Consider the following 25,222-nt stretch of genomic DNA (forward strand, 5'->3'; position numbering starts at 1 on the left):
TTTCCATCGTTGTCAAACAAAAATGGCGGAAGAGCAAGCCTTCCGCCACCATCTTTGCCGTTCAGGTACAGCTTTTCTTATTCGCCGTAAACGTCAAAATCGAAGTACTTGTCCTGAATTTCCTTGTACTTGCCGCTGGTGCGGATCGCGGCGATCGCGGCATTCAGCTTGTCCTTCAGCGGGTCGCCCTGGCGGACGGCGATACCGGCGCCAGCGCCGTTGATTTCCGGATCGACCTTCAGCGGGGTCAGGATCTTGCAGCAGGAACCGGCATCCGACTTGACCCATTCGGAGAGAACGACGACGTCGTCGATCACCGCGTCGATACGACCGTTCGAGATGTCGAGTTTGTACTCGTCAGCCGTCGGATAGAGCTTGAGCTCGGTGTCGGGAAGGTGCTTTTCAGCATAGTTGGAGTGGGTCGTCGACGTCTGCGCGCCGATCGTCTTGCCCTTGAGCCCGGCAACGTCAGTGATGGTCGAGTCCTTCGGCACGGCGATTGCCGGCGGGGTGTTGTAGTACTTGTTGGTGAAGTCGACGAGCTTCGAACGCTCCGGCGTGATCGACATCGAAGAAACGATCATATCGAACTTCTTGGCCTTAAGAGCCGGAATGATGCCGTCCCAGTCGGCGCTGACGAAGGAGCATTCGGCCTTCATCTCGGCGCACAGGGCCTTGGCGATGTCGATGTCGAAGCCCTTGATCTCGCCGCTGGCGTCTACGAATTCGAAGGGCGGGTACGTGGAGTCGGTGCCAATCACGTACTTCTCGCCGTCGGCCATCGCCGAACCGGCGAAGAGTGACAGCGCTGCAAGCGAAGCAGCGGCGAGAAAACGGGTGGAGATACGCATGTGGATCCTCTCTTTTGGTTGCCGCTGCGTCTTCTTTTTATCCGACAGCGGCGTGAATGCGGCGGGCATGGATACCGCCTTGGCGCGATAATCAAACCTTTTTTTCGCAAATTGCAACTGGAATCGCAGCGGAGCGCCGCGCCGCAGAATATGGCAAAGATGAACGGTATCGAACCACGGCATTCATATGGGGTTAATGCCGCGCTTTCTAAAACAGCGGGAACAAAACCGGTCCTGGACGATTTTCGTCCCACGTTCGCCCTCCAACCCGAATGCCGCCTAAGGTGTTCCCCAAAAAACTCAAAGGAAGACGAGGAGACCCAATGGGCATTAAATCAACATTGTTTGCCGGCGCGGCTTTCCCGCTGCTTTCGTTGTCGTTGGTCGTGTCGCCGGCCCATGCTTCGGTTGCAGGCGGTGGAAGTGCTGTGCGGCCAGTGCCGCAGGTGATGAGTGGCAGCTACCAGGTGGCGCAAGATGCCCCTACGGATGAAGAGCTTCTGAAGAAGAAGAAACGCAAGGCTCCGGCTGCCGAAGAGCAGCCCGCCCAGGAGCCGCAGCAGCGCGAGGCCGCGCCACAGAAGGAAGCGCCCAGTCGCAAGAAGCGCGAAGCTGCGCCAGAGCAGGCTGCTCCCGAGCCGCAGCAGCAGGCAGCACCGCAAGCCGAACCGGAGGCTCCGCGCCGAAAGAAGCGCGAAGCTGAATCCGCGCCTCAACGAGCCGCCCCGGAAGCGCAGCAGGCCCAGCCTTCCGAAAATCAGCAACAGCCCCGCCGCAAGAAGCGCGAAGCCGCACCCGAGCAGGCTGCCCCCGAGCTACAGCAGCAGCAAGCAGCACCCCAGGCCGAACCGGAACAGCAGCCGGCCGAGAACAATGTGAAGCCGCGCCGCAAACAGCGTGAGCAGCAGCCTGCACAGCAGGAAGCAGCGCCCCAGCAGGGTGAAGCAAAGCCGAAGGCCGAAGAGACCCAACCCCAGACCGGCGAAGCGCAGCCCGAGCAGCAGAAACCGCGCAAGCGTGACAAGCAGCAGCAGGCAACCGAAGGCGAACAGCCTGCCGTGAAGCCGCCCGCGAAGGCCGCCACCGAGGCGCAACCCGAGCAGCAGCCAGCCGAGAACAAGGCTCCCGTTCCGCAAAAGTCACCTGCGCCTGAGAAGGCACCGGTTCCCGCCACGTCGCCGGCACCCGAGAAGCCGCCGGTTCCCGCGGAACCAGATCAGGCGCAGAAGCCCGCCGGCGACGAGCAGCAACAGCAGTTGCAAGGCCAGGCACCGGCTGAGCCCAGCGCAACGACCGCCGAACAGCCGGCCGGCAATGCCCAGCCGACGGAGCAGGCAATTCCCGCTCCCGAGAAGGTGACGCCGCAGGAACTCGAGCGCCGCAAGCAAATCGCCGAGGATCCGAGCAAGAGCAACGAGACCGTCGTCCTGCCGGTCGAGAACGGTGCCGCCGTGCTCGACAGCGACAAGGACGCTGACCGGACAGCCGGCCGGGAAGGGCGACGCAACCGCGATCGCCAGCGCGCCTCCGAACAGGTCATCGCCGCGCCGAAATCCGATGCCGAGGCGCAGCAGCTTGCCCCTCGGGGCGAGCGCCGTGCTCCGATCAAGATCGAGGCGGTGACGAGCGAAGAGGGCCGCAGGCTCGACCGCAGGCCGGAGTTTACGCGGCCTGAAGGTGCACGGGTTGAACGCTACGAGGGTGATGACAACCGCATCATCCTGCAGTTCAACAACCGCACCGTCGTGCGCAGCGACGACGACCGCCGCTTCCTCAGGGACGGCGAGCGGCCTATCTACGAACAGCTTTCGCGTGACCGCTATCGTGAAACGATCGAGCGGCCGGAAGGCTACCGGATCGTCACGATCCGGAACCGCTACGGCGACATCATCCAGCGCTCGCGTATCGACAATCGCGACCGCGAATATGTTCTCTACTATTCGCCGGAGCTCTACGAGGATCCTGACCGGGGCTACTTCGAAGATCCGGGTGCCGATCTGCCGCCGATGCGGCTCGGCATTCCCGTGCGCGATTACATCATCGACACGAGCAGCGATGCGGACCGCGACTATTACGAGTTCCTGAGCGAGCCGCCGGTGGAACCTGTCGAGCGTGTCTACTCGTTGAATGAGGTGAAGTATTCGGCCCGTATCCGCGACAAGGTCCGCCGTATCGACCTCGATACGATCACCTTTGCGACGGGTAGCGCCGAAATCCCGATGAGCCAGGCGCGCAGCCTGCGCAAGGTTGCCGACGCCATGAACGAGGTGCTTGAAAAGGACCCGAGCGAAACCTTCCTGATCGAAGGCCATACGGACGCGGTCGGCTCCGACGAGAGCAACCTCGTGCTTTCGGACCAGCGTGCGGAATCCGTCGCCAACGTGCTTTCGGAGGTCTACGGCATCGCGCCGGAAAACCTTGCCACGCAGGGCTATGGCGAGCGCTATCTGAAGGTCAACACCGCCGGCCCGGAACAGGAGAACCGGCGCGTCACGATCCGCCGCGTCACCCCGCTGGTCCGCCCGGTCGCGTCAAACCAGTAAGCCGGCGGGGTTTTGCCTTCTCCCCAGCGGGGAGAAGGTGGCCCGCAGGGTCGGATGAGGGGGCGCAGCGAGTTCGTTCGTCGCTTATCGCTCCGACCGTTCGCTCCTGTCGTCGCTCGCCCCCTCATCTGTCCTACGGACATCTTCTCCCCGCTGGGGAGAAGAAACGACTTCGCCGAGGCCGATCCTCCCGGCGATGAAATCGGCGATGGCCATCGTGTCGTCGAGATCAAAGACCGGCAGGTCGGTGTCCGTGACTGGGTGATCGGCGGCGATGGCGCAGATATGCGGGTCGGCGGGCGCCAGGGGATCGAGCCTAGCTGCTTCCAGACGGCGGGCTTCGATCTTCGGGATCGGTTCGCGCTTGTAGCCTTCGATCAGCACCAGGTCGCAGGGCGCCAGGCGGGCGAGGATTTCCTCGAAAGTCGGTTCAGGTTCGCCGCGCAGCTCGTGCATGATCGCGTAGCGCGTGCCCGAGACGATCGTGACCTCGTGGGCGCCTGCCTGCCGGTGGCGGTAGCTGTCGGCGCCGACCTTGTCGATATCGAAATCATGATGGGCGTGCTTGATCGTCGAAATATGGTAGCCGCGGCGGGTGAACTCCTCGACGAGGCGGACGGCAAGACCCGTCTTGCCCGAGTTCTTCCAGCCGGCGATGCCGAAGATGCGGGGGCTGAAGATGCGGGGCGCGCTCATGACAACACCTCCAGCCAGCGCTCGGCTTCCGTCAGATCATCCGGCGTGTTGATGTTGAAGAAGGGGTCGAGCATGCTCGCCCGCGTCGGATGCAGCGGGAAGGGAACTTCCGTGACGTCATGCCGTGAGAGGAAGTCCCGCACGCGGCGCTTCTCGTCGGTCTCGATCCAGGCGGCGAGGTCCCCGGCCAGCCACACGGGCCAGAGGCCAAAGACCGGATGGCTGCGGCCTTCGGACGCTGCGATCGCGATTTTCGCCGGGGCATCGATCGCGGCGACGAAATCAGCGACCAGTTCCGCCGGGAAAAAGGGGCTGTCGATCGAGATGGTGACGACGTGGGTGACGTCCGGAAGCGTGGCCGCATGCGCCATGGCGGCATGGATGCCAGCCATAGGGCCGGCCTTGCCCTGGACGATGTCGGGTATGAACTGCAGGCCGCATTGCGGCTCGCTATCGGCATTGACCGCCACAGTCGAGACCTGCGGCGACAATCGCGTGATCGCGTGATCGAGCAGCGAGCGGCCGCCGAGCATGACGGTCGCCTTGTCCTGCCCCATGCGCGAGGAGCGGCCCCCGGCAAGGATGACGCCAGGAATGTTGGTGTTCTGCAAGGCGAAAGCTGGCATGGCGGTTCTCAGACTGGGCTGCGCGGCTCGGATTCCTGCGCGAGCGGCGGCACGTGGCGTTTGGCCTCCCGGTAGAAGGTATATAGCCCGGACGCGATGACAACGGCGGCGCCGGTGACGGTCCAGAAGTCCGGCACTTCCGCGAAGAAGATGTAACCGAGAAACGCCGAAAAGATCAGGCTCGTATAGCGGAAGGGCGCCACGAACGAAACTTCGCCGGTGCGCATCGCGACGATGACGGATTGATAGCCGATCAGCACCAGCGCCGACGCAAGCACCAGGTGCGAAAGCGAGGTTGTGCTGACCGGTCGCCAGCCGCCGAGTGCAGGGATCAGCAGCGCACCGAAGAAGGCCACCGACATGGCGGTGACCACGGTGACCATCAGCGAGGGAATCTCGGGATCGATCGAGCGGGTTGCAAGATCGCGGCCCGCCGTTGCCAGAACGCTCCCGACGCAGAGAAGGGCGGCGGGCGTGAAGCCTTCCGGGCCGGGCCGGATGATGATCATGACGCCGACGAGGCCGACAAGGATCGCCGACCAGCGCCGCCAGCCGACCGGCTCGCGGAAGAAGAGTGCGGCTCCGAAGGTCACCACAAGCGGCAGTGATTGCAGGATGGCCGAGGCATTGGCGATCGGCATCATGCCGAGCGCTGTGATGTAGGTGACCGCGGCGAGCATTTCGCAGATGACGCGCAGGATGATGATTGGCTTCAGGATGATGCGCCAGGAGCGCAGCGCACCGAGATAGCGGGCGATGAAATAGACGAGAACACTGGTGAACAGGCCGCGAATGAACATGATCTCGCCGGCGTTCATATAGCTGATGACCGACTTGGACAGGGCGTCGCTGGAGGCGAAGCCGGCCATGGCCATGCTCATGAAGATTGCGCCCTGGGTATTGCGAGACCGCGGCATGAAGAGAGATTCCCGATTTTCGTGCCGCCCTTTTAGAGGCGATCGCAGAGCAAGGGAATCGGATGAAAGCCACACCCGGAATAATTCGATTGCGCAGCGCACAACGACGTTGCCCGAGCGGCAAGCCGCCATTGTTTTTGAACAAAAGCCCTCCTCTGGCGTTCTGTTTTTGGAAGCAAAGCAAAAGGAGTAACGTGATGGATTGGAATCGTGTCGAAGGTAACTGGAAGCAGATGAAGGGCAGGATCAAGGAGCAGTGGGGCAAGCTCACTGACGACGATCTTGACCAGATCGCCGGTCGCCGCGAGCAGCTCGAAGGCAAGATCCAGGAACGCTATGGGATAGAAAAGGACCTCGTCAAGCGCGATATTGACGATTGGTACGGCCGCCAGACCTGGCACTGAACATCAGCCCCGCTTCGGCGGGGCTTCTTCCAGCTAAACACCAGGAGATAGTGATGCCGACTGACGTACCAAATCCCGCTGAAACGCCGCGTGGCCCGACACCGACGCCCGGCGTGCCTGATCGCGTCCAGGAAAAGCCCCCGAAGACGCCGGCTCAAGACCCGGCAGACAACAAGAACCCCAACGACCCCGAGCCTCTCGATCCGGCGCTGCTGCCGATCGGCGATCCCGCGGGCGCGGCTTAAGCAACCATCAGAATGAAGTTGTTACCCGCCGGTGACGCTCATGTGGCGTGCGACGGCGGGGCGGTTGTGGGTGCGGTCGATAATGAAGTCGTGGCCTTTCGGCTTGCGCGTGATCGCTTCGTCGATTGCGGCATAGACCAGGCTGTCATCCTCCGTGGCGCGGAGCGCCGAACGAAGGTCGGCCGCATCGTTCTGCCCGAGGCACATATAGAGCGTGCCGGTGCAGGTGAGGCGGACGCGATTGCAGCTTTCGCAGAAATTATGGGTCATCGGCGTGATGAAGCCGAGGCGGCCGCCGGTTTCGGCAATCTCGACATAGCGGGCAGGGCCGCCGGTCTTGTAAGCAATATCGGTTAGCGTGAACTGACGCTCGAGATCGGCGCGAAGCTCGGAGAGCGGCAGATACTGATCGGTCCGATCCTCGTCGATCTCGCCCATCGGCATGGTTTCGATGACCGTCAGGTCCATGCCGCGGCCGTGCGCGAAGCGCAGCATGTCCGGTATCTCGGCGGCGTTGAAATCCTTAAGGGCGACCGCATTGAGCTTGATCTTCAGCCCGGCCTTCTGCGCCGCGTCGATGCCATCCATCACCTTGGCGAAGTCGCCCCAGCGGGTGATCTTGCGAAACTTGTCGGGATCGAGCGTGTCCAGCGAGACGTTGATGCGGCGCACACCGCAGTCGTAGAGTTCCTCGGCGTGGCGGGCGAGCTGCGAGCCGTTCGTCGTCAGCGTCAGTTCTTCGAGGCCGGAGCCGATCCGCTTTCCGAGTTCGCGCACGAGGAACATGATGTTCTTGCGCACCAGCGGCTCGCCGCCCGTCAGCCTGATCTTGCGCACCCCCTTGGCGATGAAGGCGGAACAGAGCCTGTTCAGCTCTTCCAGCGTCAGGAGATCCTTTTTCGGCAGGAAGGTCATGTTTTCCGCCATGCAATAGGTGCAGCGGAAATCGCAACGGTCGGTGACGGAGACGCGCAAATAGGTGACCGCCCGCCCAAAGGGGTCGATCATCGGGTCCGCATCCGCCACCAGAGGGGATGCATTTCCTATCGTTCCGACATGGCTGTTCATGAATATCTCCGTTGCCATGGTAATGTGGCCAGATGTGGTTGCTGCGTCAAGGGAAAGAGCGGGGACGCACGGCAAATTGAGCTTGCCTCGAAAAGCCGGATTGCCTACTGCTCTGGGACAAATGGAGGGTGCGATGAGCGATATCTGGCCGACCGAACTGCGCGTATCCAAGGATCGGCAGCGCCTGACGGTGACGTTCGACGATGGCCAGAGCTTCGATCTATCGGCCGAGATGCTGCGCGTCCTCTCGCCCTCGGCGGAAGTGCAGGGTCATGGGCCGGGACAGAAGCTGACCGTTCCAGGCAAGCGGAACGTCGCGATCATCTCGATGATGCCGACCGGCAATTACGCCGCGCGCATCGGCTTCGACGACATGCACGACACAGGCATCTATACCTGGACCTATCTGCGGGAGCTGGGCGAGCGGGGCATGGAGCTTTTTGCGGAATACGAGGCCGAACTCGCAGCCAAGGGCATGAGCCGCGACGTGGCGGAAAAGCCGCGCTGACCGAACCACTGTGACCATCAGGGGGAAAAATGGTGGCGACCACAGGTAAGAACTGGCTTCGTTCGAAGGGAGGTCCGGCCGACAGCAAGGTCAGCTATCTCGAACTCTTCTTCGATCTGGTCTTCGTCTTCTCCATCTCCCAGCTTTCGCATGCACTGGCAGCGCATTACACGCCGCTTGGAGCGGCCGAAGCTGCGCTGATGACCTTCGCCGTCTGGTGGGTCTGGATCTTTACCGCCTGGGTGACGAACTGGCTCGATCCGGAAAAGATGCCGGTGCGGGGCATGCTTGTCGTCCTCATGCTGCTCGGGTTGGTGCTCTCGGCTTCCATTCCCGAAGCCTTCGGCGATAAGGGTCTGCTTTTTGCCGCTGCCTACGTGCTGATGCAGGTCGGCCGGTCGCTGTTTACCGTTTATGCGATGAAGGATTCCGGCGGCTCGAACTATGTGAACTTCGTCCGCATCACCACCTGGCTTGCGGTTGCCGGCGTGTTCTGGATCATCGGCGGGCTCCTGGAGCATGAGGCGCGGCTGATGGTCTGGGCGTTCGCACTCCTCATCGAATATATGGGTCCGGCCACCGGATTCTTCGTGCCGGGCTCCGGCAGGTCGACGGCCGCCGACTGGGACGTCTCCGGCGCCCACATGGCGGAGCGCTGCGCGCTGTTCATCATCATCTGCCTCGGCGAGGCGATCCTCGTTTCCGGCCGCACTTTTTCTGAGCTGCCGTTCTCAGCGCTGACCGGCTTGGTCTTCGCAATCGGCTTCATCGGCACGGTTGCGATGTGGTGGCTTTATTTCCGGTTCGGGCATTCGCGTGCCGCACACCGGATCGAGCATGACGAGGCGCCGGGGCGTCTTGCGCGGCTGGCTTTCACCTATGCGCATATTCCGATTCTGGCCGGCATCATCGTGCATGCGGTGGCCGTCGAGTTCATGTTCTCGCATCCGCACGAGACGGGCAATCTCGGGGTCATGGCCTCGGTTCTCGGCGGCTCGGGACTGTTCCTCTTAGGCAATCTCTGGTTCAAGGGCGCCACGAGTGGAAGGCCGCCGCTCTCACACTTGGCGGGCCTGGTTTTCCTGATCCTGCTTGCGTTTGCCGCGCCGTTTGCCGAGGTCTACGTCATGGGCATCCTGGCGGCGCTGGTATTGATCGTCGTTGCGGCCTGGGAATACCGGTCGCTTGCCGGTGCTCCCCAATCTGAGACGATTCACTAATCGTCAGTCTTCGTCGCGCAAATCCTGCTGCAGCACGCCGATGATGCGTTCCATGGAACTCGCCATCGCCATGCACTGGTCGATCGGCTCGGGGGAAAGCACCCGGTCGATCAGATCGGTCTGGATCACCATGGCGCGCTCGGTGACGCTGCGGCCTTCCTCCGTCAGGTAAAGCCGCAGCACGCGTTTGTCCTTGTCGTCGCCGCGGCGTTCGATCAGGCCGCGCTTTTCCATCTGCGGCAACAGCATGCTCATGTTGGAGCGGCCGACGAGCAGCTTTCGCGCAAGCTCCTGCTGGGAGATGCCCTCGAAGCGATAGAGATTGATCAGAATATCGAGATGCGGGGTCTTGATGTCGAGGTCTGCCAGCGAACGGCCCAATGACTGCTGCATCAACTGGCAGGCACGGGCAACCGCAATCCAACTGCGGAAGCGCGGATGATCCCAGGGTAGGGATTGATTTTTGTTCATCGTTGTACTTTATTGTTCAGTGTTGAACATTATTGGATTTCCACTATGCCAAACTTTACGCTGAAGGTCACCCGCCTCGGATTTTCGCTGCTGCAGTCGGTTTCGCCGGGTCTTGCGGGCAAGGCGGCCTTCCGGCTCTTCTGCCGGACGCCGTCCTCAAAGCCAAAGGAGGAAAAGGCAAAGGCGGCGCATGCAGCCGGACGGGCGTTCCTGCAATCGGCGGAACGCATCGAGCTTCGGCTACCAGGAGGGCGGCGCGCGCAGGCCTACCGGGTGAATGGCGGCGCGGCCGGCAAGCGGCGGCGGTATCTGGTGACGCATGGCTGGGGATCGAGCATGGATTACATGACCAGTCTGATCGGCGCGCTCGTAGAGAGCGGCGCCGAGGTGATCGGGGTGGACTTTCCAGGACACGGGCGGGCCGGCGGGCGCTTTCTGCACATGGGGCTTGCCGTGCAGACGATTGCCGCCGCCGAGGCGCGGTTTGGCGCCTTCGATGCGGCGGTCGGCCGTTCCTTCGGCGGAGCAGCATTGATGGTTTCGGCCGCCGGCATGCTGCAAGAGGTCGCCGCCCTTTCGGCCGGAAGGATCGTGACGATCGGCTCGCCGAGCGAGATGAAATGGCTGTTTACCGGCTTCGGCAGAATGATCGGGCTCGGAAAGGCGGCGCAGGCCGTACTCGAGGGCGAGGTCCATCGTCGTACCGGCCGCAGACTTGAGGAGTTCGATGCGGGAAGGGTGGCCGGAACAATGGCGGGACCGGTGCTCGTGATCCACGCCGAGGACGACAAGGAGGTGAGCGCTGGTCATGCGCGGCGCTATGCTGCGTCTGGCGGGAACGTACGGCTCCTCTGGGCGAATAGCTTCGGCCACCGGCGGATCGTCAGCGCCGAGCCGGTGCTTTCCGCAATCCAAAGTTTCCTCGCGGATGATCTCATCAAAAAAGATGCTGAGATCATTCCGCTTTTTGACCTTCCGGCGAAGCGGGCGTCATTGTAGCGTCACCTTAGGCGGCTAGTGGCCGGCCTTTGACAGCGGCAGGGCAATCATGAAGATCATCAGGACAGTCGAGGAACTCAGCGAGATCTACGCAGGAGGCCTCACACAGGCCTCCGTTGCCAAAGTGACGAAGGTGCTGACGCCGCTTTACCGGCAGATGATCGAAGCTTCGCCCTTCATGGCGCTTGCGACAGTGGGGCCTGAGGGGCTCGATTGCTCACCGCGCGGTGACATCGGCGGCGTGGTACGCGTGATCGATGAAAAGACAGTGCACCTGCCTGACTGGCGCGGCAACAATCGCGTCGATTCGCTTTCGAACATCGTGCGCGATCCGCGGCTTGCGCTGATGTTTCTGGTGCCGGGTTCGAACACGACGATGCGTATCAACGGCCGCGGCGTCGTTTCGAACGACGACGCGCTGCTCGGAAGCTTCGAGATGGATGGCAAGCATCCGCGAACCGTGGTGGTGATCACGATCGACGAGGCTTACTTCCAGTGCGCCCGCGCCCTGATCCGGTCGCGCCTCTGGAACCCTGAGAATTTCGTCGACCCGGCTACCTTGCCGACGCCCGGCCAGATGCTGAAGGCCGCGACGGAGGATTTCGATCACGAGACCTACGACCGCGAATGGGCCGGCCGTGCGGCAAAGACGATGTGGTAGGCAAGCGTCATCGGCAGGTGACGCTTAGGACTAGGCCTTGTAGATCAGCCAGCTCTTGGTGAAGTCCTTCTGCATGCCCTCCTGGTAGAGGATGCTGCAGTTGCGGCCGGCATTCTTCGCACCATAGAGGGCGATGTCGGTCTTGTAGTAAAGTTCGCCCGGATCGTCGGCGTGCGATGCCATGCAGACGCCCATGGAAACGGTGACGGGGCCGTAGTTCACGCGGGTGCGCGAATTCTTGAACGGCGTTGCCTCGAGCGTGCGGCGGATGCGCTCTGCCATGTGCATGACCTCTTCCGAGGTATTGCCATCGACGATCAGCGCAAACTCTTCGCCGCCGGCACGGGCGACGAAGACATCGCGGCGCACGTTGGCGCGGATAACCGAAGCGACGGTCGCAAGGATCTTGTCGCCGACGGGATGACCGTAGGTGTCGTTGATTTTCTTGAAGTTGTCGATATCGGCAAGCACCAGAGCGGTGACGGGCTTCAATGCCGGATTGTCGAAAACGGCAGCGAGACGATCGTCGAAGGCGCGGCGGTTGGAAAGGCGCGTCAACGAGTCTGTATTGGCGATGCGTTTGTATTCATCGAGTTCCTTGCGGACCCGATCCATTTCCTGCGAGCGCTGGACGACATCCTCGACCGTTCTTTCGCCATGTGCCATCGTATCGCCGGTTGCTTCGGTGAGCAGCGTAATGGCGCTTTCGATGAGTTCGGCGCTGGCGGCGCTCTTGGAGTTCATGCGCTTGCAGGTTTCGCCAAGCAGCTTGTTGTAGCTTTCGAGTGACGTCTGCTCCTGGCGCAGAACGCGCAGAAGACCATCAAGCTCGCCGGTGATGCGGCTGTGGGCATCATCGAAGATAAGGGTCGGCGAATGAGTGAAGTACTGCGCGCCAAGCGCATCGAGCTCCTGCTGGGTAGCCTGGCCACCGAGGGCGGCGAGTTCGCGCGTCAGGGCAGGGTTGGAACCGATATAGGCCTCATAGAAGAGCTCGTAATTGCGCGGGATGGGCGCGACTCCCATTGAGCGCATGGCATAGGTGATCTGACCTGCCACATCCGGAACCTGCGCTTTTGGCGCTGCAGCCGCAGTCATTCGGCATACTCCTCAATGAGATTTCAAAGGCAATCTCATATTGGTTAGCTTAAATTCGTTGGGAAAGTATTAAAGAGATATATACCAAAGATGAGATGTGATTATTGTGGTTGCATTGCCCGGAAATACTATACCATTGAAATACAACGAGAATATGAATATCCCTCATATATGGCATTGTGTCGGCGCAAACCCGCTTTGCAAATTTTACGAGAATTGCTGACGTAAATCGTCTTCGACTGTCATCACTTTGTTGACAGTCGGTGTCGAAAATCCGCTCTTCTGTAAACGATGAAGACGGCGCACATTCCTTCTCAACGGGCCGGGAGCGGCCCAAACAGAAGGCATGAGATCATGGAAACGTCTCGTCATACATCGCCGACCATCCTCGCCGCCGCCGTTATCGCCGGCTCTGTATTCCTGCTGCAGGACAGCGGGTTTTTCGACGGTGCGTTTCGTACCGATATCCTTGCCAGCGTCAAGGCCGAAGACTCGCTGAGCCTCGCCAATGTTCAGGCGCTGGGCGGTATGGCTACGGCCCAGCAGATCGATCGGCAGAAGACGGGCGCCGTCCACTGACGGCGCTCAGCCGAGATTGAGTTCCTGGAAGAAGTCGTTGCCCTTGTCGTCAATGACGATGAAAGCCGGGAAATCCTCGACCTCGATCTTCCAGACAGCCTCCATGCCAAGTTCCGGATATTCCAGCACCTCGACCTTCTTGATGCAGTCCTGCGCCAGGCGTGCGGCAGGGCCGCCGATGGAGCCGAGATAGAAGCCGCCATGCTTCTTGCAGGCTTCGCGCACGGCGCGCGAGCGGTTGCCCTTGGCGAGCATCACCATCGAGCCGCCGAAGGACTGGAACTGGTCGACGTAGCTGTCCATGCGGCCGGCCGTGGTTGGGCCGAACGAGCCCGAAGCGTAACCGGCGGGGGTCTTGGCGGGCCCCGCATAGTAGACCGGATGGTTCTTCATGTATTCCGGCATGCCTTCACCCTTTTCAAGGCGTTCGCGGATCTTTGCGTGGGCCAGATCGCGGGCGACAATGATCGTTCCGGTCAGCGACAGGCGGGTCTTCACCGGATGCTTCGACAGCTCCGCGAGGATGCCGGTCATCGGTTGGCTGAGGTCGATGCGGACCATGGAGTCCGAAAGCTTGGACTGATCGGTCTCCGGCATATACTTGGACGGGTCGGTCTCGAGCTGTTCGACGAAGATGCCTTCGCGCGTGATCTTGCCCTTGGCCTGACGGTCGGCGGAGCAGGAGACACCGAGGCCGATCGGCAGAGAGGCACCGTGGCGCGGCAGGCGGATGACGCGCACGTCATGACAGAAATACTTTCCGCCGAACTGCGCGCCGACGCCCATCTGCTGCGTCAGCTTATGGATTTCCTTCTCCATCTCGATATCCCGGAAGGCATGGCCGCTTTCGGAGCCTTCGGTCGGCAGATCGTCGAGGTAGCGCGTCGAGGCGAGCTTGACGGTCTTCAGGTTCATTTCGGCCGAGGTGCCGCCGATGACGATCGCTAGATGGTAGGGGGGACAGGCTGCCGTACCCAGCGTCAGGATCTTCTCCTTGAGGAAGTCGATCATCCGGTCATGCGTCAAGAGCGACGGCGTGCCCTGGTAAAGGAAGGTCTTGTTGGCCGAGCCGCCGCCCTTGGCGACGAACAGGAAATCGTAGGAATCGACGCCTTCCTCGTAGATGTCGATCTGGGCGGGCAGGTTGTTCTTGGTGTTCTTTTCCTCGAACATCTTGAGGGGGGCGAGCTGCGAATAGCGCAGGTTCTTCTTCTCGTAAGCGTCCATGACGCCCTTGGCGAGCGCTGTGTAGTCGCCGCCTTCGGTCCAGACCCTGCGGCCCTTCTTGCCCATGATGATCGCCGTGCCGGTATCCTGGCACATGGGCAGCACGCCGCCGGCCGCGATGTTGGCATTCTTCAGAAGGTCGTATGCCACGAAACGGTCGTTGTCGGTCGCTTCCGGATCATCGAGGATCGAGGCGAGCTGCTGCAGATGGCCGGGGCGCAGCAAATGGTTGATGTCGGCAAAGGCGGTTTCAGCCAGAAGGCGGATGCCCTCAGGTTCAACCGTCAGGATGTCCTGACCCTTGAAGCTGTCGACAGAGACGTAGTCGCTGCTGATCTTGCGGTAAGGAGTGTTGTCATTGCCGAGCGGGAAAAGATCGTCAGCCATCAAATGGACCTTTCTTGGGAACGGGCATCACGCAGTCGGGGACGGTCTAAATCCCGACGGGGGGAAATGCAATTGGCAGCGATCATGAGGCCGGGACGGCGCGACAAAAAGCCCGCCCGGCATAACCGGGCGGGCCTCGACCTGAGAAAGTCAGACCAGATTAGAACGAACGCTGCAGGCGGAAGAAGCCGGTAACGCCGTCAACGTCTTCTTTGCCATTGTCGTGATCGTTGCTGATGTAGTTGACGGTGAACTTCGTCGCGAGGTTTTCGACGATCTTGTAGTCGAGCGTGACACCAGCGCGCCACTGGCTACCGCTATCGAAGTCACCGTTGGCGTCGGTATCGATATTGTCGGTGTACTGGACAGCCGGGGTGATGGTGAACTTGTCAGTTGCCTTGACGGCGTACTGAGCAGCAACGGACCATTCGCCGTTCTTGTAGTAGTTGTTTGGCTTGTCTGCATAAAGACCTGCCAGGCCGAAGGTGCCAGGACCGATGTCGGCGTACATGACGGCGCGGAGGGCGACCGATTCCGCGTCGACGTCGTAGGCAGCAAGAAGCTCTGCCTTGATGGCGCCGAACTTGCCACCGATCGCTCCGTCGATACCGATGTTGTTACCGCCGTGCTCGATGAAGCTCGTCAGTTCTTCAGCAGCGATACCAGCGTAGAAGTCGCCGGCTTCATACTGGTAGCGGATGGAGTTGAAGTTGGTGTTGTTGTTGATGGTTTCGGTTTCACCCGAGAAGTCGGCATCCCACCAGTTGACGAACTTACCGACGCGGAAGCCCGCGATGTCCATGTAAGCTTGATCGATATGGGTTTCGTTCTGGGAGCTATCGGTGAGATTGGCAGGGCCGTTCGGGCGGAAGTTCGCCTGATAAATGACAACGCCGGTGAGCGGACCGTATTCGGTGTCGCTCTTGGCCTGGAAGACCACCTGGCCACGGGTACGGACGTTCCAGTCTTCGCCGCCGCCGTTCTCAGCGATATCGCCGAAAGAGTAGTTGACGTCGAAACGGATGTAGCCGCCGATCTTCAGGCAGGTTTCCGTGCCGGGGATATAAAAGTAACCGATACCGTAGGCGTCGCAGACGCGAACATATTCGACCGGTTCCGGCTCGGCTGCGACGATAGCGTCGGCAGCCTGGGCGCCGGAAACCACTGCGAGGGCAGCGGCGGAGCCGAGAAGAAGGCTCTTGATATGCATAAACAATCTCCAATTCAAAGTTTCGAGCGGCCTGGGAAAACCATTCGGCATGTCCCAATCCCAGGTCGTGTTTTTATGAAGACGGTGGGGCCACCGACTTCGGCGGCGTGGCTACAGGGCGAAAAACACGGGAAAATAAAGACTGAATGACTTGAAGAACTTAAGTTCCGGTGTTGCCACAATGATACAGTATTCGCCATGGTGGGTTGCAGAAATGCAACTAAAACAACGCAGTCGTGCGCGGGCGATGGCATTATTTATGCATGCGTTATTTATGTAATTATAAAATAGTTAATCTGAATATTATTTCTTGGGCAGGAAAAAGATCTGTCGATTCTCTTTGAGATCGATTTTATTACATGCTCGTCATATCGCTCGACTAAGGCTGCGCCCGGGCATTCCCAGGCCCAACCCAGCCGACCAAAAGGCGAAAGGCTCGCGATTGACCTCTGCGAGCCTTTTTGTTTTTGTGCAGCTATTTCGCCCGCGAGACGGCTAGGGAGCGGGATGGGACCGCCGAAGGTTATTTCGGGCCGATCATCTGCTCGGGGCGAACGATCTCGTCATATTGCTCTGCGGTGACGAGGCCGCTTGCGAGCGCTTCTTCCTTCAAGGTCGTGCCGTTTTTGTGGGCGGTCTTGGCAATCTTGGCGGCGTTGTCGTAGCCGATCGTCGGGGCAAGAGCGGTCACGAGCATGAGCGAGCGTTCCAGACCGGCCTTGATATTGTCCTCACGCGCTTCGATGCCGACGACGCAGTTGTCGGTGAAGGAGACGGCTGCATCGCCGAGAAGCTGGACGGACTGCAGGAAGTTATAGGCCATTATCGGATTGTAGACGTTAAGCTCGAAATGACCCTGGCTGCCGGCGAAGGTGAGGGCGGCGTGATTGCCGAAGACCTGGGCGCAGACCTGGGTCATCGCCTCGCACTGCGTCGGGTTGACCTTGCCGGGCATGATCGACGAGCCCGGCTCGTTTTCCGGCAGCGCCAGTTCCCCGAGCCCGGCACGCGGGCCGGAGCCCAGCAGGCGGATATCGTTGGCGATCTTGAAGAGGGCGGCAGCCGCCGCATTGATTGCGCCGTGGCTGAAGACCATGCCGTCATGCGAGGCGAGCGCCTCGAATTTGTTGGGTGCCGTGACGAAGGGCATGTCGGTTATCCTGGCGATCTCCTCCGCCACCTTTTCGGCAAAGCCGACCGGTGCATTCAAACCGGTGCCGACGGCGGTGCCGCCCTGCGCCAGTTCATAGAGGCCGGGAAGCGTCAGCTCGATCCGCTTGATCGCGGCGCCGACCTGGGCAGCATAGCCGGAGAATTCCTGCCCGAGCGTCAGCGGCGTGGCATCCTGGGTATGCGTGCGGCCGATCTTGATGATGTGGCTGAACTCGACGACCTTCATGTCGAGCGCGGCATGCAGGTGTTTCAGGGCCGGCAGCAGATGACGGGTGATCTGCTCGGCGCAGGCGATATGCATGGCCGTCGGATAGGTGTCGTTGGACGACTGGCTCATGTTTACATGGTCGTTCGGATGAACGGGTTTCTTCGAGCCCATGACGCCGCCGAGCATTTCGATCGCGCGGTTCGAAATCACCTCGTTGGCATTCATGTTCGACTGCGTGCCGGAGCCGGTCTGCCAGACGACGAGCGGGAAATGGTCGTCGAGCTTGCCGTCGATGACTTCCTGAGACGCGTCGACGATTGCCTTGCCGATCGCTGGATCGAGCTGGCCGAGTTCCATGTTCACCCGAGCGGCGGCCTGCTTGACGATCCCAAGGGCGCGGACGATCGACAGCGGTTGCTTTTCCCAACCGATCTTGAAATTGCCGAGCGAGCGTTGTGCCTGCGCTCCCCAGTATCGGTCGCTCGGCACGTCAATGGGGCCAAAGGTATCTGTTTCGGTACGGGTCGGGGTCATGGCATGCCTTCCTGTCGCAGGCGCCGAGGCGCGTTTGTCCGAGGACGATATAGGTCCGAACGGCTTCGCGGAAAACCGGTTTTCACAAGATGAGAGCGCCTTAAGGCGGGCCTGTCGTGATTTTTATGACACTACCGAAACTTTATGCGCCGGGAGCGCGTTTCGGTCGCATGGTAACCCGGCGGAATTCGGTAAAAAATTAACTAATAATTTCATAATTTTGTGTGAACTAATCCTTGCCGGCGCGATTTATTGCGTAACATTAAGTTGTGCCGGAGCGACTGGTGCTCGAGGCCGGTTTCTGCCAATGGACCGGAAAAAGCCAGGCTATTTGAATTTTGAAGCGGGCTGTTCTGCCCGTGCCTAAGACAGCGTGATATTGGGACTGGAAGAAGCATGACATCGTTTTTCAAGGGTGCGGTTTCCGCACTGGCACTTTCCTGTGGCGTTGCGGCAATGGCCGCGCCCGCGCATGCCTATACGCTGATGGATCTGTTCCGCGGCCATCGGGAGCGCCCCCAGAGCACAATGTTCGGTACCCCGCGTCCTTATCAGCCGATGCCAGGCGATGCGCAGTCCGCTCCGCTGCCGAAGGTCACCGGTCCGCGCTACTATACCTACAAGCCGGATGCGATGCGTTTCGTCGATCTCGCCAAAGCGGCCGACCCGATGGTGACGGGGGCGGTTGCATCTGTTTCCGATCAGCCGGCCGTGGCGCCGGTGGTAGAGCGTCAGTTTCTGATCGAAGCGAAGGTGCGCGCCGATGTGAATGTCGCACAGGCGCTCGAGACCTATTACGGCAATGCCAAGAACCCCTTTGTCTGGTTGACCGGCACCGAGATCAACGACCGCGCCAAGGCGGCGATGAACCTCCTCGCCGGCGTCGGTTCGGTCGGCCTCGACCCAGCCGACTATGCTGTCGAGCAGCCGGCGATCGATCCCGCCAACCCCGATCCGGCCACCCGCGACCGCGCGCTCGCACAATTCGAGCTGCAGCTTTCATCGAAGGTGCTCGCCTATGTCCAGGATACGGTGCGCGGCCGTGTCGATCCGAACAAGCTTTCCGGCTACCACGACTTCAAGCGCAAGGTGGTCAATCTCGATCCGGTTCTGAAGCTCGCGCGCCTGAGCCCCGATGTCGGCGCCTATCTGGGCAGCCGCACGCCTGATGGCCCGCAGTTCGCTGCGCTGAAAGCGGAACTTGCCAAGCTTAATGCTGAAACGGGTGGCGACGAACCGATCACCATCTCGCTCAATGGGGTGCTGCACCCGGGCGAGAGTTCGCCTGAAGTCGCCAATATCGTCAAGGCGATCGATAAGCATGGCTCAGAGGCGCTGAAGGCACAGCACGTCGCGACGCTTGCCGCCTACACCGGCAGCTCCGAGTACTCGCCGGAGCTGGTTTCGCTGGTCGAGGATTTTCAGAAGGAACACAGTCTGAAGGCGGATGGTGTGATCGGCCAGGCGACTGTTCGCGTGATGACGGGCGGCGACAGCAACGCCTCGAAGATCGAAAAACTGAATGTTGCCATGGAGCAGGCGCGCTGGCTGCCGGACGATCTCGGCTCGCGCTACGTCTTCATCAATCAGCCGGCCTTCATGGTCTACTACCACAACGACAACAAGGAACAGTTGTCGATGCGCGTGGTGGTCGGCCAGAAAGAGCACCAGACCTATTTCTTCCAGGATCAGATCGAGACTGTCGAGTTCAATCCGTTCTGGGGCGTTCCGCAATCGATCATCATCAACGAGATGCTGCCGAAGCTGCGCGCCGATCCTAACTACCTCGACCGCATGGGTTATGAAGTGGCGGTCAACGGTCGCGCGGTTCCGTCTTCCAGCGTCGATTGGTACGGTTCGACAGCCAATGTCTCCGTGCGCCAGCCGCCGAGCGGCGACAATGCACTGGGCGAGTTGAAGATCCTGTTCCCGAACAGCCATGCGATCTACATGCATGACACGCCCTCGAAGAGCTTCTTCAAGCGCGACATGCGGGCGCTGAGCCACGGTTGCGTGCGTCTTGCCGATCCGCGCGCCATGGCGGCGGCTGTGCTCAACACGACCGTTGCGGATGTTGCGAAGCAGATCGCGACGGGTCAGAACAAGGCCGTGTCCGTGCCGCAGAAAATCCCGGTCTATATCTCCTACTTCACGGCCTGGCCGAACAAGGATGGCGTCGTTGAATACTTCAACGATGTCTATGACCGCGATTCCTACGTCGAGAAGGCTTTCGACGCGACGACCAAGGCGCGAGAAGCCCAGATCTGAGCCTCCTCAGACGGATTTCAAAAGGCGGTCTTCGGGCCGCCTTTTCTTTTGTGATGAAAGTTGTTCCGTGATCGGAGACCAAGACTCTCGCAAGAATGCCTAGCGAATTGTCGGGTGTTCCTGAAGTGCTATTGTCAGCATATGCGACACTTGGTTGGGCGTTCCCGGTGGATAGCGAAGGTATTCGCTTGTTCGCCCAGTAACTCTTATGAATTACTGTTTTCCTTCTCTAACAGCATGTATATCAAATTGCATTGCCTGATCTGAGCGGCGCTTGCAGGTGGCAGAATGGTCGGCATGGCGCGACCGCGCCTTGATCAGATTCTATCAGACTGCCGTGATGAACACAGACGATCCGAATGCTTCGAGTTCTTTGGAGAAGGAGAATGCCAATGGTTCGCGGTCTGCAATTGTTCGCTATCCTCGCCCTTTCCCTGGTGCCTGCGATGTCATGGGGGCAAGACAAGCAATCGGCGCCCGCCGCCCATGTTCCGTTACAAAAGACAATTGGACAGGCGAAACCTGAAATCGTTCCGTCGCTGATCGTTCTGAACTCCGACGGTGCGAGCCTGGCCGGGCAGACATTGACGCTGAACGGCGTCTCGACCAACGCAATCATCTTTGCCGATCGCCCGGTACGATCCGCCGGACATGCATTGACCACGCATCTTATCGAAGAATGGGCGGACGGCAGCGACAGCTTCGGGAAGGACCCGCCGAATGCAACCGTATCCGCCTTCAGCAAAGACGGAGCGACGATACGGGATGCAGTCGTGGTGCTGAAATCTCCCAAGCTGGAGGGCGAGCAACTGACCTTCGCTGTCGAGGTTTTGGAGGGAAGCCTCAATGGCGCTGACGGTCCGGCTTCCGTCTTCATCGACATCATCGGAATGCCGCGTACACCGCTGTCTTACGCAGGTGTCGCCCGCCGGACCGCTGCGCGCGGCGCCTGGTATGCAGGTGCCGCCGCCGCTGCAGAGACTTACCCGTACTACCATCCGTACGCGCCACGCTGCGGCTACTACCCCTATCCGCCCTGTTATTGAGAGCCCGCTGCAGGCGGTCTTCGGGCCGCCTTTTTCTATTCACGGGGTCGAGCGTTGGATGTCATGCCGCGAACGGCAATTCATCGCGGCCCTAAGCGGCCATTCGCAAGGAAGGCCTCACAATTCTTAATGCAGCCGATCAAGCGCCGTAATAGAGATCTTACGCGCAGGTCGCAGCCGTCCGTGATGTCTCCGGCAACCAAGCGCGAGCTTTCGACTAAGCAGCGTTTGCCAGGTCAGCCTGTCGCTTCTTACGCTCGGCCAGGTGCGCGATCGTCTCGCACTTCAAACGCCACAGTTGTGTGGCCGTGTTTCCGATCAACGTTTGTGGGACATGATAGCTTGCCAGATCGTTCTTGACGTTTCTCGACCAAAACAATTTATACGGCTCATTGCCGGCGCCAAAATCTACGTTCAGGCGCTTTTCAAAAGCGATCTTCATCCAAAATTCGTCCAGCACAAATCCAGGTGAATATTTCGCATATTGTGGGTCTGAATGGAACGCCGCAATAATCAGATCCATATGCGATACGGAGTAAGATGCTAGTTTCAATGCAATCGGCACTTTATCGATTACGATGGCGTAGACGCGCATCATTTGGATATTGTCGGGATCTGTGATCCACTTGCGCACAAAGTTTCGATATTCTTTTGACGTTATCCAGGGCCCGTGTTTGCCGACCCTCTCAGACCAGATTTTCTTCTGAGTGAACATCCACTCCATGAGTTCGATTGCATAGGTTGGATCGGTAACGGGATCGACTTCGATAAACTCGAAGTTGCCCATTTCAGAAAGCTTTTTCCGCTTCCGATTAAGCTGTTGGCGGGAGTTTGCACCGATTATCTTGGCATATGCATCCCAATTCGTCTGGTCCTGCAAATCGGCGAAAGGTGCGATGTCGGGCTCGCAGCCGAGGTTTCGCTTGCTTTTGATCAAGTGATCAAGAGTCGATCCAACCTTAACACATGGCATGCGGACAATATCGACCTTGGACAATTGCTCGATTGTCCGCCACGCCAACTTGAGGTTCTCTTGGTAATTCGACTGAGGATCAACCAGAACGTCCGTGGTTTGTCCAGCATCCGGCCCGAGCGGACGCATCATCCAGCATGGACCATTGCGATACCTTACCAAAGGAAAGACAAGGACCATCTTGCCTTTTTCGCGAACAACGATGCAGAAGAGTGAACGTCCGGCTGGGCGGGAAATTTCGTTCCAGCTATGGTAGGCGGTTGAATAACTTTGATAAAAGGAACCTTTGGCTTTAAGCCACAGTTCGTTCCATTCACGTTCCAGCTCTGTCATCTGGCTAATATCGGTAATGACGACGCAGCTTTGATCAGTAAAGCCGTTTAGATCAAGTGCTTTCATCTTTAAATTAAGTAATGAACGCAATCGCATTATGTTTTCTTCAATTTATCTGTAAATTTTACATGCCTAATGTATGCATAGTAACGCTTTGGTTTTATTTTACACCACGACTCAATGGCTTGTAATAAAAGCTTTTCTACGTGGTTAATAGATATGCGCTTGGAGGCCTACCAGGTGCCGGTGGCCAGCGTGAACGGCGACCATTCAACCAGATCGTAACGAATGGGCAGGGCGTCAGCACGCCACACGATCCGGCGCGGGCGGAAACGCCAGTAGCGCTCAGCACCTTCAAGGGATTGAGCGCCGGCGTGCTCGAGGCAGAGTTCCGCATCGCCGGTCATCTGCAAGAGACTGCCGGTCGAGAAATCCGGGAAGACAAGCCCGGCACGTGGATTGAGCGCGATGTTGCCGAGCGTATTGAAGAAGCGGTTCCCGGCGAAGTCCGGGATCGTCAGCCAGCCGTCCTCGCCGATCTGTACGAAGCCCGCGCGTCCGCCGCGATGGGAGACGTCCACCTGGCGGCCCCCGCGAAGGTCGGCATAGGTCGCGACGAAAAACGTGTCCGCCTGCGGTATCAGTGCGCGGGCGGCAGCGTCGAGCACGGAACTCTCCCGAGGCGGCACGGAAGACGGGGCCGCCGGATCACGAACGAACCGGAATTGCCGAAGCTGGATATATTTGGGGCAGTTTCCGAAGCTCTGTTCGACGGAAAGGTCGAAGCCATGCGCATGCCGGTGCACTTTGCCATTCAGCCGGTTGCGGCGCCGCGTGCCGAGATCGATGCCAAGCAGGCCGAGCGAGGCGCCGTCATCCATGCCAACTTCAGCAGGATCGGTGATATCCCTGTTCAACGCGACGGAGAGCGTCCCGGAATCCGGCGCATGCAGGAAGCCCGCCGGCCCGGAGCGAAGCGTGGCCCAGGCATTGCCGTCCTCGTCCACTGATCCCAGAACCACCATCTGCAGCAGGGGATAGAATTCCCTGTGCTGGTCGATCAGGTGGTCGCGCAGGACGCGGCGGCCGATCTCGTCCATTCGCGCTTCAATGCCGTACCGTTTCTGAAGAGCGATTTCGCCTTGATGCCAGGGCGATGCTGGCAAAGCCGAATTCTCCATCGCACACCTCCTCAGGCCGCCAATCCAACCGGCGTCCTCTGGAAATCGACAAAGCCAGGCAGTGCCTCTATCCGTTTCAGCCATACACGGACATTCGCATAGTCCTGGAGATCCACGTCGCCCTCCGGGGCACGCGCCACATAGCTGTAAAGCGCGATATCGGCGATCGTCGGCCCCGGAGCGGCGATCCAGTTGCGGCCGTCCAGGGCAGCCTCGATGAGCGCCAGAATAGCATGGGCGCGCGGGATCACCTCTTCCGGCCGATAGGGCGCGTTGAACACAGTGATAAGCCGCGCTTGCGCCGGTCCGTAAGCGATTTGCCCGGCGGCAACCGACAGCCAGCGCTGAATGGCGGCCGCGCCCTCAGGGTCTTCGGGCAGCCAATCGCTGTGTCCTGCCTTCTTCGCCAGATAGACGAGAATGGCGTTGGAATCGCAGATGATCACGCCATCGTCATCGAGCACCGGAACCTGCCCGAACGGGTTCATTTCGAGGAACGGTGCTTCCTTGTGTTCTCGCTTGGCAAGATCGACGAGAGCGAGTTCGTGCTCGATGCCGAGCAACGAGAGAAAGAGCCGCGCACGATGCGAATGGCCGGATAACGGATGATAGTAGAGCTTCATGTCTGCCTCCTGCGGAAGAATTGCAGGCTATGATGATTATTAAAGGCGGTGATGGTAAGAGTGAATTGTGGCAGTGGACTATTTCAGTTATCGAAATGATCAGCTTTAAGGAGGAGCTGTGATGGATCGCTGGCAGGCGATGCGCGTATTCGTGCAGGTGGTGGAAAGCGGTGGCTTTGCTCCTGCCGCCCGAGTGCTGCACATGAGTCCACCTTCGGTAACGCGAGCCATTTCCCAATTGGAAGGCCTGATCGGCACTCGCCTTCTCGTACGCACGACCCGTTCGCTGAAGCTGACCGCGGCGGGCGAGGGGTATGCCGCTGATTGCCGGCGTATCCTCGGAGAAATATCCGAGGCGGAAGCCAACGCGGCCGGCAGCTTCACCCAGCCGGCCGGTTTGCTCACGGTCACCGCGCCAGCACTTTTTGGGCGCATCCACGTGCTTCCGGTGATTCTGGATTTCCTCGATCGTTATCCTGCGATGCAGGTGAAAACCGTATTCGTGGACCGCGTGACCAATCTCGTAGAGGAGGGGTTGGACGTGGCCGTGCGCATTGCGGCGCTACCTGCCTCCGGACTTGTCGCCCGGCGCATCGGGTCCATCAGGCAGGTGCTTTGCGGCTCGCCGGACTACTTCGCTCGCCACGGCGAGCCGGAAATGCCGGAGGACCTTGCCGGGCATAGGATCATTGGGCGCGACGGCTTATTCGGCCATTCCGAGTGGCTGTTTGGGAAGGACAACAGTATCCGCGTGCCCGTCAGTGCCAGGCTGATCTGCAACACGAATGACGCAGCCATCGCAGCCGCGGTGGCGGGCTGGGGGCTTTCCCGTTTCCAGTCATACCAGGTTGCCCCCGAAATCGAGGCCGGCCGGCTGAAGATCGTGCTTGCGGACTACGAGCGCGAACCGGTTCCGATCCACATCGTGCATGCAGAGGGGCGCAAGGTCTCGGCTCGGGTGCGCGCCTTCGTGGATTTCGCCGTAGAGCGCTTTCGACAGCGCGTGGAGGTGAATGGCGTCAACTCGTCGTAATGCGGCGGCAGTTCGCGTGCCGTCAGCGGCCGTTCCCTGTGAACCCGGCTTCTATGCCAGCGAAGCCAGTGCAACTATACAGGCGTGAGTCGGTGCTGGAATTGATGTCTGCAGTGAATTACCAAGGACCTTCTACGCAT

General features: G+C 60.0%; 23 protein-coding genes and 1 pseudogene. 11 read left to right on the forward strand and 13 right to left on the reverse strand.

Annotated elements, in window-relative coordinates; translation table 11 throughout:
• Positions 1-77: 77 nt before the first annotated feature.
• Complete coding sequence (locus tag ACPYOJ_RS02845; protein WP_481414900.1) at positions 78-851, reverse strand: ABC transporter substrate-binding protein; 774 nt, start codon at positions 849-851, stop codon at positions 78-80.
• 323 nt (positions 852-1,174) lie between these two features.
• Here ACPYOJ_RS02845 and ACPYOJ_RS02850 point away from each other — a divergent pair, with 323 nt between their 5' ends.
• Positions 1,175-3,394, forward strand: a complete 2,220-nt coding sequence (locus tag ACPYOJ_RS02850) for an OmpA family protein (RefSeq protein WP_481414901.1) — start codon at positions 1,175-1,177, stop codon at positions 3,392-3,394.
• A gap of 171 nt (positions 3,395-3,565) precedes the next feature.
• On the opposite strand, the pseudogene mobB reads toward ACPYOJ_RS02850, so the two are convergent.
• The 3 genes and pseudogenes from mobB to ACPYOJ_RS02865 form a co-directional block, all read right to left on the reverse strand.
• Positions 3,566-4,075 (reverse strand): annotated as a pseudogene (gene mobB / locus ACPYOJ_RS02855) (molybdopterin-guanine dinucleotide biosynthesis protein B); the annotation flags it as partial.
• Between the two features lie 11 nt (positions 4,076-4,086).
• Positions 4,087-4,716 carry a molybdenum cofactor guanylyltransferase MobA gene (gene mobA, locus ACPYOJ_RS02860; RefSeq protein WP_481414902.1) on the reverse strand — a complete coding sequence of 210 codons (630 nt, stop codon included), beginning with the start codon at positions 4,714-4,716 and terminating at the stop codon, positions 4,087-4,089.
• 8 nt (positions 4,717-4,724) lie between these two features.
• A complete protein-coding gene (locus tag ACPYOJ_RS02865) occupies positions 4,725-5,633 on the reverse strand; it encodes a DMT family transporter (RefSeq protein WP_481414903.1) in 909 nt (302 codons plus the stop codon).
• Positions 5,634-5,830: 197 nt separating this feature from the next.
• Here ACPYOJ_RS02865 and ACPYOJ_RS02870 point away from each other — a divergent pair, with 197 nt between their 5' ends.
• The gene (locus tag ACPYOJ_RS02870) at positions 5,831-6,037 is read left to right on the forward strand and encodes a CsbD family protein (protein ID WP_481414904.1); all 207 of its coding nucleotides are present in this window, start codon (positions 5,831-5,833) and stop codon (positions 6,035-6,037) included.
• A 53-nt stretch (positions 6,038-6,090) separates the two neighbouring features.
• Positions 6,091-6,282, forward strand: a complete 192-nt coding sequence (locus tag ACPYOJ_RS02875) for a hypothetical protein (protein WP_481414905.1) — start codon at positions 6,091-6,093, stop codon at positions 6,280-6,282.
• Between the two features lie 21 nt (positions 6,283-6,303).
• Here ACPYOJ_RS02875 and moaA read toward each other — a convergent pair whose 3' ends face one another.
• Positions 6,304-7,350: a GTP 3',8-cyclase MoaA gene (gene moaA / locus ACPYOJ_RS02880; protein WP_481414906.1), complete on the reverse strand. Its 1,047-nt coding sequence runs from the start codon at positions 7,348-7,350 to the stop codon at positions 6,304-6,306.
• A gap of 133 nt (positions 7,351-7,483) precedes the next feature.
• Between moaA and ACPYOJ_RS02885 the strand changes: the two genes are divergently transcribed.
• Complete coding sequence (locus tag ACPYOJ_RS02885) at positions 7,484-7,858, forward strand: gamma-butyrobetaine hydroxylase family protein (protein ID WP_481414907.1); 375 nt, start codon at positions 7,484-7,486, stop codon at positions 7,856-7,858.
• Between the two features lie 29 nt (positions 7,859-7,887).
• Positions 7,888-9,078, forward strand: a complete 1,191-nt coding sequence (locus ACPYOJ_RS02890) for a low temperature requirement protein A (protein ID WP_481414908.1) — start codon at positions 7,888-7,890, stop codon at positions 9,076-9,078.
• A 3-nt stretch (positions 9,079-9,081) separates the two neighbouring features.
• Here ACPYOJ_RS02890 and ACPYOJ_RS02895 read toward each other — a convergent pair whose 3' ends face one another.
• Positions 9,082-9,549 carry a MarR family winged helix-turn-helix transcriptional regulator gene (locus ACPYOJ_RS02895; RefSeq protein ID WP_168831071.1) on the reverse strand — a complete coding sequence of 156 codons (468 nt, stop codon included), beginning with the start codon at positions 9,547-9,549 and terminating at the stop codon, positions 9,082-9,084.
• Positions 9,550-9,594: 45 nt separating this feature from the next.
• Between ACPYOJ_RS02895 and ACPYOJ_RS02900 the strand changes: the two genes are divergently transcribed.
• Both ACPYOJ_RS02900 and ACPYOJ_RS02905 read left to right on the forward strand, forming a co-directional pair.
• Positions 9,595-10,548 carry an alpha/beta hydrolase gene (locus ACPYOJ_RS02900; RefSeq protein ID WP_481414909.1) on the forward strand — a complete coding sequence of 318 codons (954 nt, stop codon included), beginning with the start codon at positions 9,595-9,597 and terminating at the stop codon, positions 10,546-10,548.
• 49 nt (positions 10,549-10,597) lie between these two features.
• Positions 10,598-11,209: a pyridoxamine 5'-phosphate oxidase family protein gene (locus tag ACPYOJ_RS02905; protein WP_481414910.1), complete on the forward strand. Its 612-nt coding sequence runs from the start codon at positions 10,598-10,600 to the stop codon at positions 11,207-11,209.
• A 30-nt stretch (positions 11,210-11,239) separates the two neighbouring features.
• Here ACPYOJ_RS02905 and ACPYOJ_RS02910 read toward each other — a convergent pair whose 3' ends face one another.
• Positions 11,240-12,307, reverse strand: coding sequence for a GGDEF domain-containing protein (locus ACPYOJ_RS02910; RefSeq protein ID WP_481414911.1), 1,068 nt, complete (start codon positions 12,305-12,307; stop codon positions 11,240-11,242).
• Positions 12,308-12,661: 354 nt separating this feature from the next.
• Between ACPYOJ_RS02910 and ACPYOJ_RS02915 the strand changes: the two genes are divergently transcribed.
• A complete protein-coding gene (locus tag ACPYOJ_RS02915; RefSeq protein WP_481414912.1) occupies positions 12,662-12,886 on the forward strand; it encodes a hypothetical protein in 225 nt (74 codons plus the stop codon).
• 6 nt (positions 12,887-12,892) lie between these two features.
• On the opposite strand, the gene ACPYOJ_RS02920 is transcribed toward ACPYOJ_RS02915, so the two are convergent.
• The 3 genes from ACPYOJ_RS02920 to fumC form a co-directional block, all read right to left on the reverse strand.
• Complete coding sequence (locus tag ACPYOJ_RS02920; RefSeq protein ID WP_481414913.1) at positions 12,893-14,500, reverse strand: fumarate hydratase; 1,608 nt, start codon at positions 14,498-14,500, stop codon at positions 12,893-12,895.
• A gap of 160 nt (positions 14,501-14,660) precedes the next feature.
• On the reverse strand, positions 14,661-15,710 hold the full coding sequence (locus tag ACPYOJ_RS02925) for a porin (RefSeq protein WP_481414914.1): 1,050 nt from the start codon (positions 15,708-15,710) through the stop codon (positions 14,661-14,663).
• 523 nt (positions 15,711-16,233) lie between these two features.
• A complete protein-coding gene (gene fumC / locus ACPYOJ_RS02930; protein ID WP_481414915.1) occupies positions 16,234-17,625 on the reverse strand; it encodes a class II fumarate hydratase in 1,392 nt (463 codons plus the stop codon).
• A gap of 396 nt (positions 17,626-18,021) precedes the next feature.
• Here fumC and ACPYOJ_RS02935 point away from each other — a divergent pair, with 396 nt between their 5' ends.
• Both ACPYOJ_RS02935 and ACPYOJ_RS02940 read left to right on the forward strand, forming a co-directional pair.
• The gene (locus ACPYOJ_RS02935; RefSeq protein ID WP_481414916.1) at positions 18,022-19,893 is read left to right on the forward strand and encodes a L,D-transpeptidase family protein; all 1,872 of its coding nucleotides are present in this window, start codon (positions 18,022-18,024) and stop codon (positions 19,891-19,893) included.
• A 386-nt stretch (positions 19,894-20,279) separates the two neighbouring features.
• Positions 20,280-20,939: a hypothetical protein gene (locus ACPYOJ_RS02940; RefSeq protein WP_481414917.1), complete on the forward strand. Its 660-nt coding sequence runs from the start codon at positions 20,280-20,282 to the stop codon at positions 20,937-20,939.
• A 217-nt stretch (positions 20,940-21,156) separates the two neighbouring features.
• Here ACPYOJ_RS02940 and ACPYOJ_RS02945 read toward each other — a convergent pair whose 3' ends face one another.
• From ACPYOJ_RS02945 to ACPYOJ_RS02955, 3 genes are all read right to left on the reverse strand, one after another.
• Positions 21,157-22,341, reverse strand: coding sequence for a GNAT family N-acetyltransferase (locus ACPYOJ_RS02945; protein ID WP_481414918.1), 1,185 nt, complete (start codon positions 22,339-22,341; stop codon positions 21,157-21,159).
• Between the two features lie 137 nt (positions 22,342-22,478).
• Complete coding sequence (locus ACPYOJ_RS02950; RefSeq protein ID WP_481414919.1) at positions 22,479-23,426, reverse strand: flavin-nucleotide-binding protein; 948 nt, start codon at positions 23,424-23,426, stop codon at positions 22,479-22,481.
• 11 nt (positions 23,427-23,437) lie between these two features.
• Positions 23,438-24,049 carry a glutathione S-transferase family protein gene (locus ACPYOJ_RS02955; protein WP_481414920.1) on the reverse strand — a complete coding sequence of 204 codons (612 nt, stop codon included), beginning with the start codon at positions 24,047-24,049 and terminating at the stop codon, positions 23,438-23,440.
• Between the two features lie 121 nt (positions 24,050-24,170).
• On the opposite strand from ACPYOJ_RS02955, the gene ACPYOJ_RS02960 reads away from it, so the two are divergent.
• Positions 24,171-25,082, forward strand: coding sequence for a LysR family transcriptional regulator (locus ACPYOJ_RS02960; protein ID WP_481414921.1), 912 nt, complete (start codon positions 24,171-24,173; stop codon positions 25,080-25,082).
• Positions 25,083-25,222 lie beyond the last annotated feature (140 nt).

The organism is Rhizobium sp. SVR5-9E, assembly GCF_056755095.1.

Excerpts from the sequence above, each read along its gene's own strand:
- ACPYOJ_RS02940 (WP_481414917.1), top strand. The coding sequence starts at position 20,280 with ATGCCAATGGTTCGCGGTCTGCAATTGTTCGCTATCCTCGCCCTTTCC.
- fumC (WP_481414915.1), bottom strand. The coding sequence starts at position 17,625 with ATGACCCCGACCCGTACCGAAACAGATACCTTTGGCCCCATTGACGTG.
- ACPYOJ_RS02920 (WP_481414913.1), bottom strand. The coding sequence starts at position 14,500 with ATGGCTGACGATCTTTTCCCGCTCGGCAATGACAACACTCCTTACCGC.
- ACPYOJ_RS02875 (WP_481414905.1), top strand. The coding sequence starts at position 6,091 with ATGCCGACTGACGTACCAAATCCCGCTGAAACGCCGCGTGGCCCGACA.
- ACPYOJ_RS02945 (WP_481414918.1), bottom strand. The coding sequence starts at position 22,341 with ATGCGATTGCGTTCATTACTTAATTTAAAGATGAAAGCACTTGATCTA.
- ACPYOJ_RS02960 (WP_481414921.1), top strand. The coding sequence starts at position 24,171 with ATGGATCGCTGGCAGGCGATGCGCGTATTCGTGCAGGTGGTGGAAAGC.
- ACPYOJ_RS02955 (WP_481414920.1), bottom strand. The coding sequence starts at position 24,049 with ATGAAGCTCTACTATCATCCGTTATCCGGCCATTCGCATCGTGCGCGG.
- ACPYOJ_RS02910 (WP_481414911.1), bottom strand. The coding sequence starts at position 12,307 with ATGACTGCGGCTGCAGCGCCAAAAGCGCAGGTTCCGGATGTGGCAGGT.
- ACPYOJ_RS02925 (WP_481414914.1), bottom strand. The coding sequence starts at position 15,710 with ATGCATATCAAGAGCCTTCTTCTCGGCTCCGCCGCTGCCCTCGCAGTG.
- ACPYOJ_RS02865 (WP_481414903.1), bottom strand. The coding sequence starts at position 5,633 with ATGCCGCGGTCTCGCAATACCCAGGGCGCAATCTTCATGAGCATGGCC.
- mobA (WP_481414902.1), bottom strand. The coding sequence starts at position 4,716 with ATGCCAGCTTTCGCCTTGCAGAACACCAACATTCCTGGCGTCATCCTT.
- ACPYOJ_RS02850 (WP_481414901.1), top strand. The coding sequence starts at position 1,175 with ATGGGCATTAAATCAACATTGTTTGCCGGCGCGGCTTTCCCGCTGCTT.
- ACPYOJ_RS02885 (WP_481414907.1), top strand. The coding sequence starts at position 7,484 with ATGAGCGATATCTGGCCGACCGAACTGCGCGTATCCAAGGATCGGCAG.
- ACPYOJ_RS02845 (WP_481414900.1), bottom strand. The coding sequence starts at position 851 with ATGCGTATCTCCACCCGTTTTCTCGCCGCTGCTTCGCTTGCAGCGCTG.
- ACPYOJ_RS02900 (WP_481414909.1), top strand. The coding sequence starts at position 9,595 with ATGCCAAACTTTACGCTGAAGGTCACCCGCCTCGGATTTTCGCTGCTG.
- ACPYOJ_RS02895 (WP_168831071.1), bottom strand. The coding sequence starts at position 9,549 with ATGAACAAAAATCAATCCCTACCCTGGGATCATCCGCGCTTCCGCAGT.
- ACPYOJ_RS02890 (WP_481414908.1), top strand. The coding sequence starts at position 7,888 with ATGGTGGCGACCACAGGTAAGAACTGGCTTCGTTCGAAGGGAGGTCCG.
- ACPYOJ_RS02950 (WP_481414919.1), bottom strand. The coding sequence starts at position 23,426 with ATGGAGAATTCGGCTTTGCCAGCATCGCCCTGGCATCAAGGCGAAATC.
- ACPYOJ_RS02905 (WP_481414910.1), top strand. The coding sequence starts at position 10,598 with ATGAAGATCATCAGGACAGTCGAGGAACTCAGCGAGATCTACGCAGGA.
- moaA (WP_481414906.1), bottom strand. The coding sequence starts at position 7,350 with ATGAACAGCCATGTCGGAACGATAGGAAATGCATCCCCTCTGGTGGCG.
- ACPYOJ_RS02870 (WP_481414904.1), top strand. The coding sequence starts at position 5,831 with ATGGATTGGAATCGTGTCGAAGGTAACTGGAAGCAGATGAAGGGCAGG.
- ACPYOJ_RS02915 (WP_481414912.1), top strand. The coding sequence starts at position 12,662 with ATGGAAACGTCTCGTCATACATCGCCGACCATCCTCGCCGCCGCCGTT.
- ACPYOJ_RS02935 (WP_481414916.1), top strand. The coding sequence starts at position 18,022 with ATGACATCGTTTTTCAAGGGTGCGGTTTCCGCACTGGCACTTTCCTGT.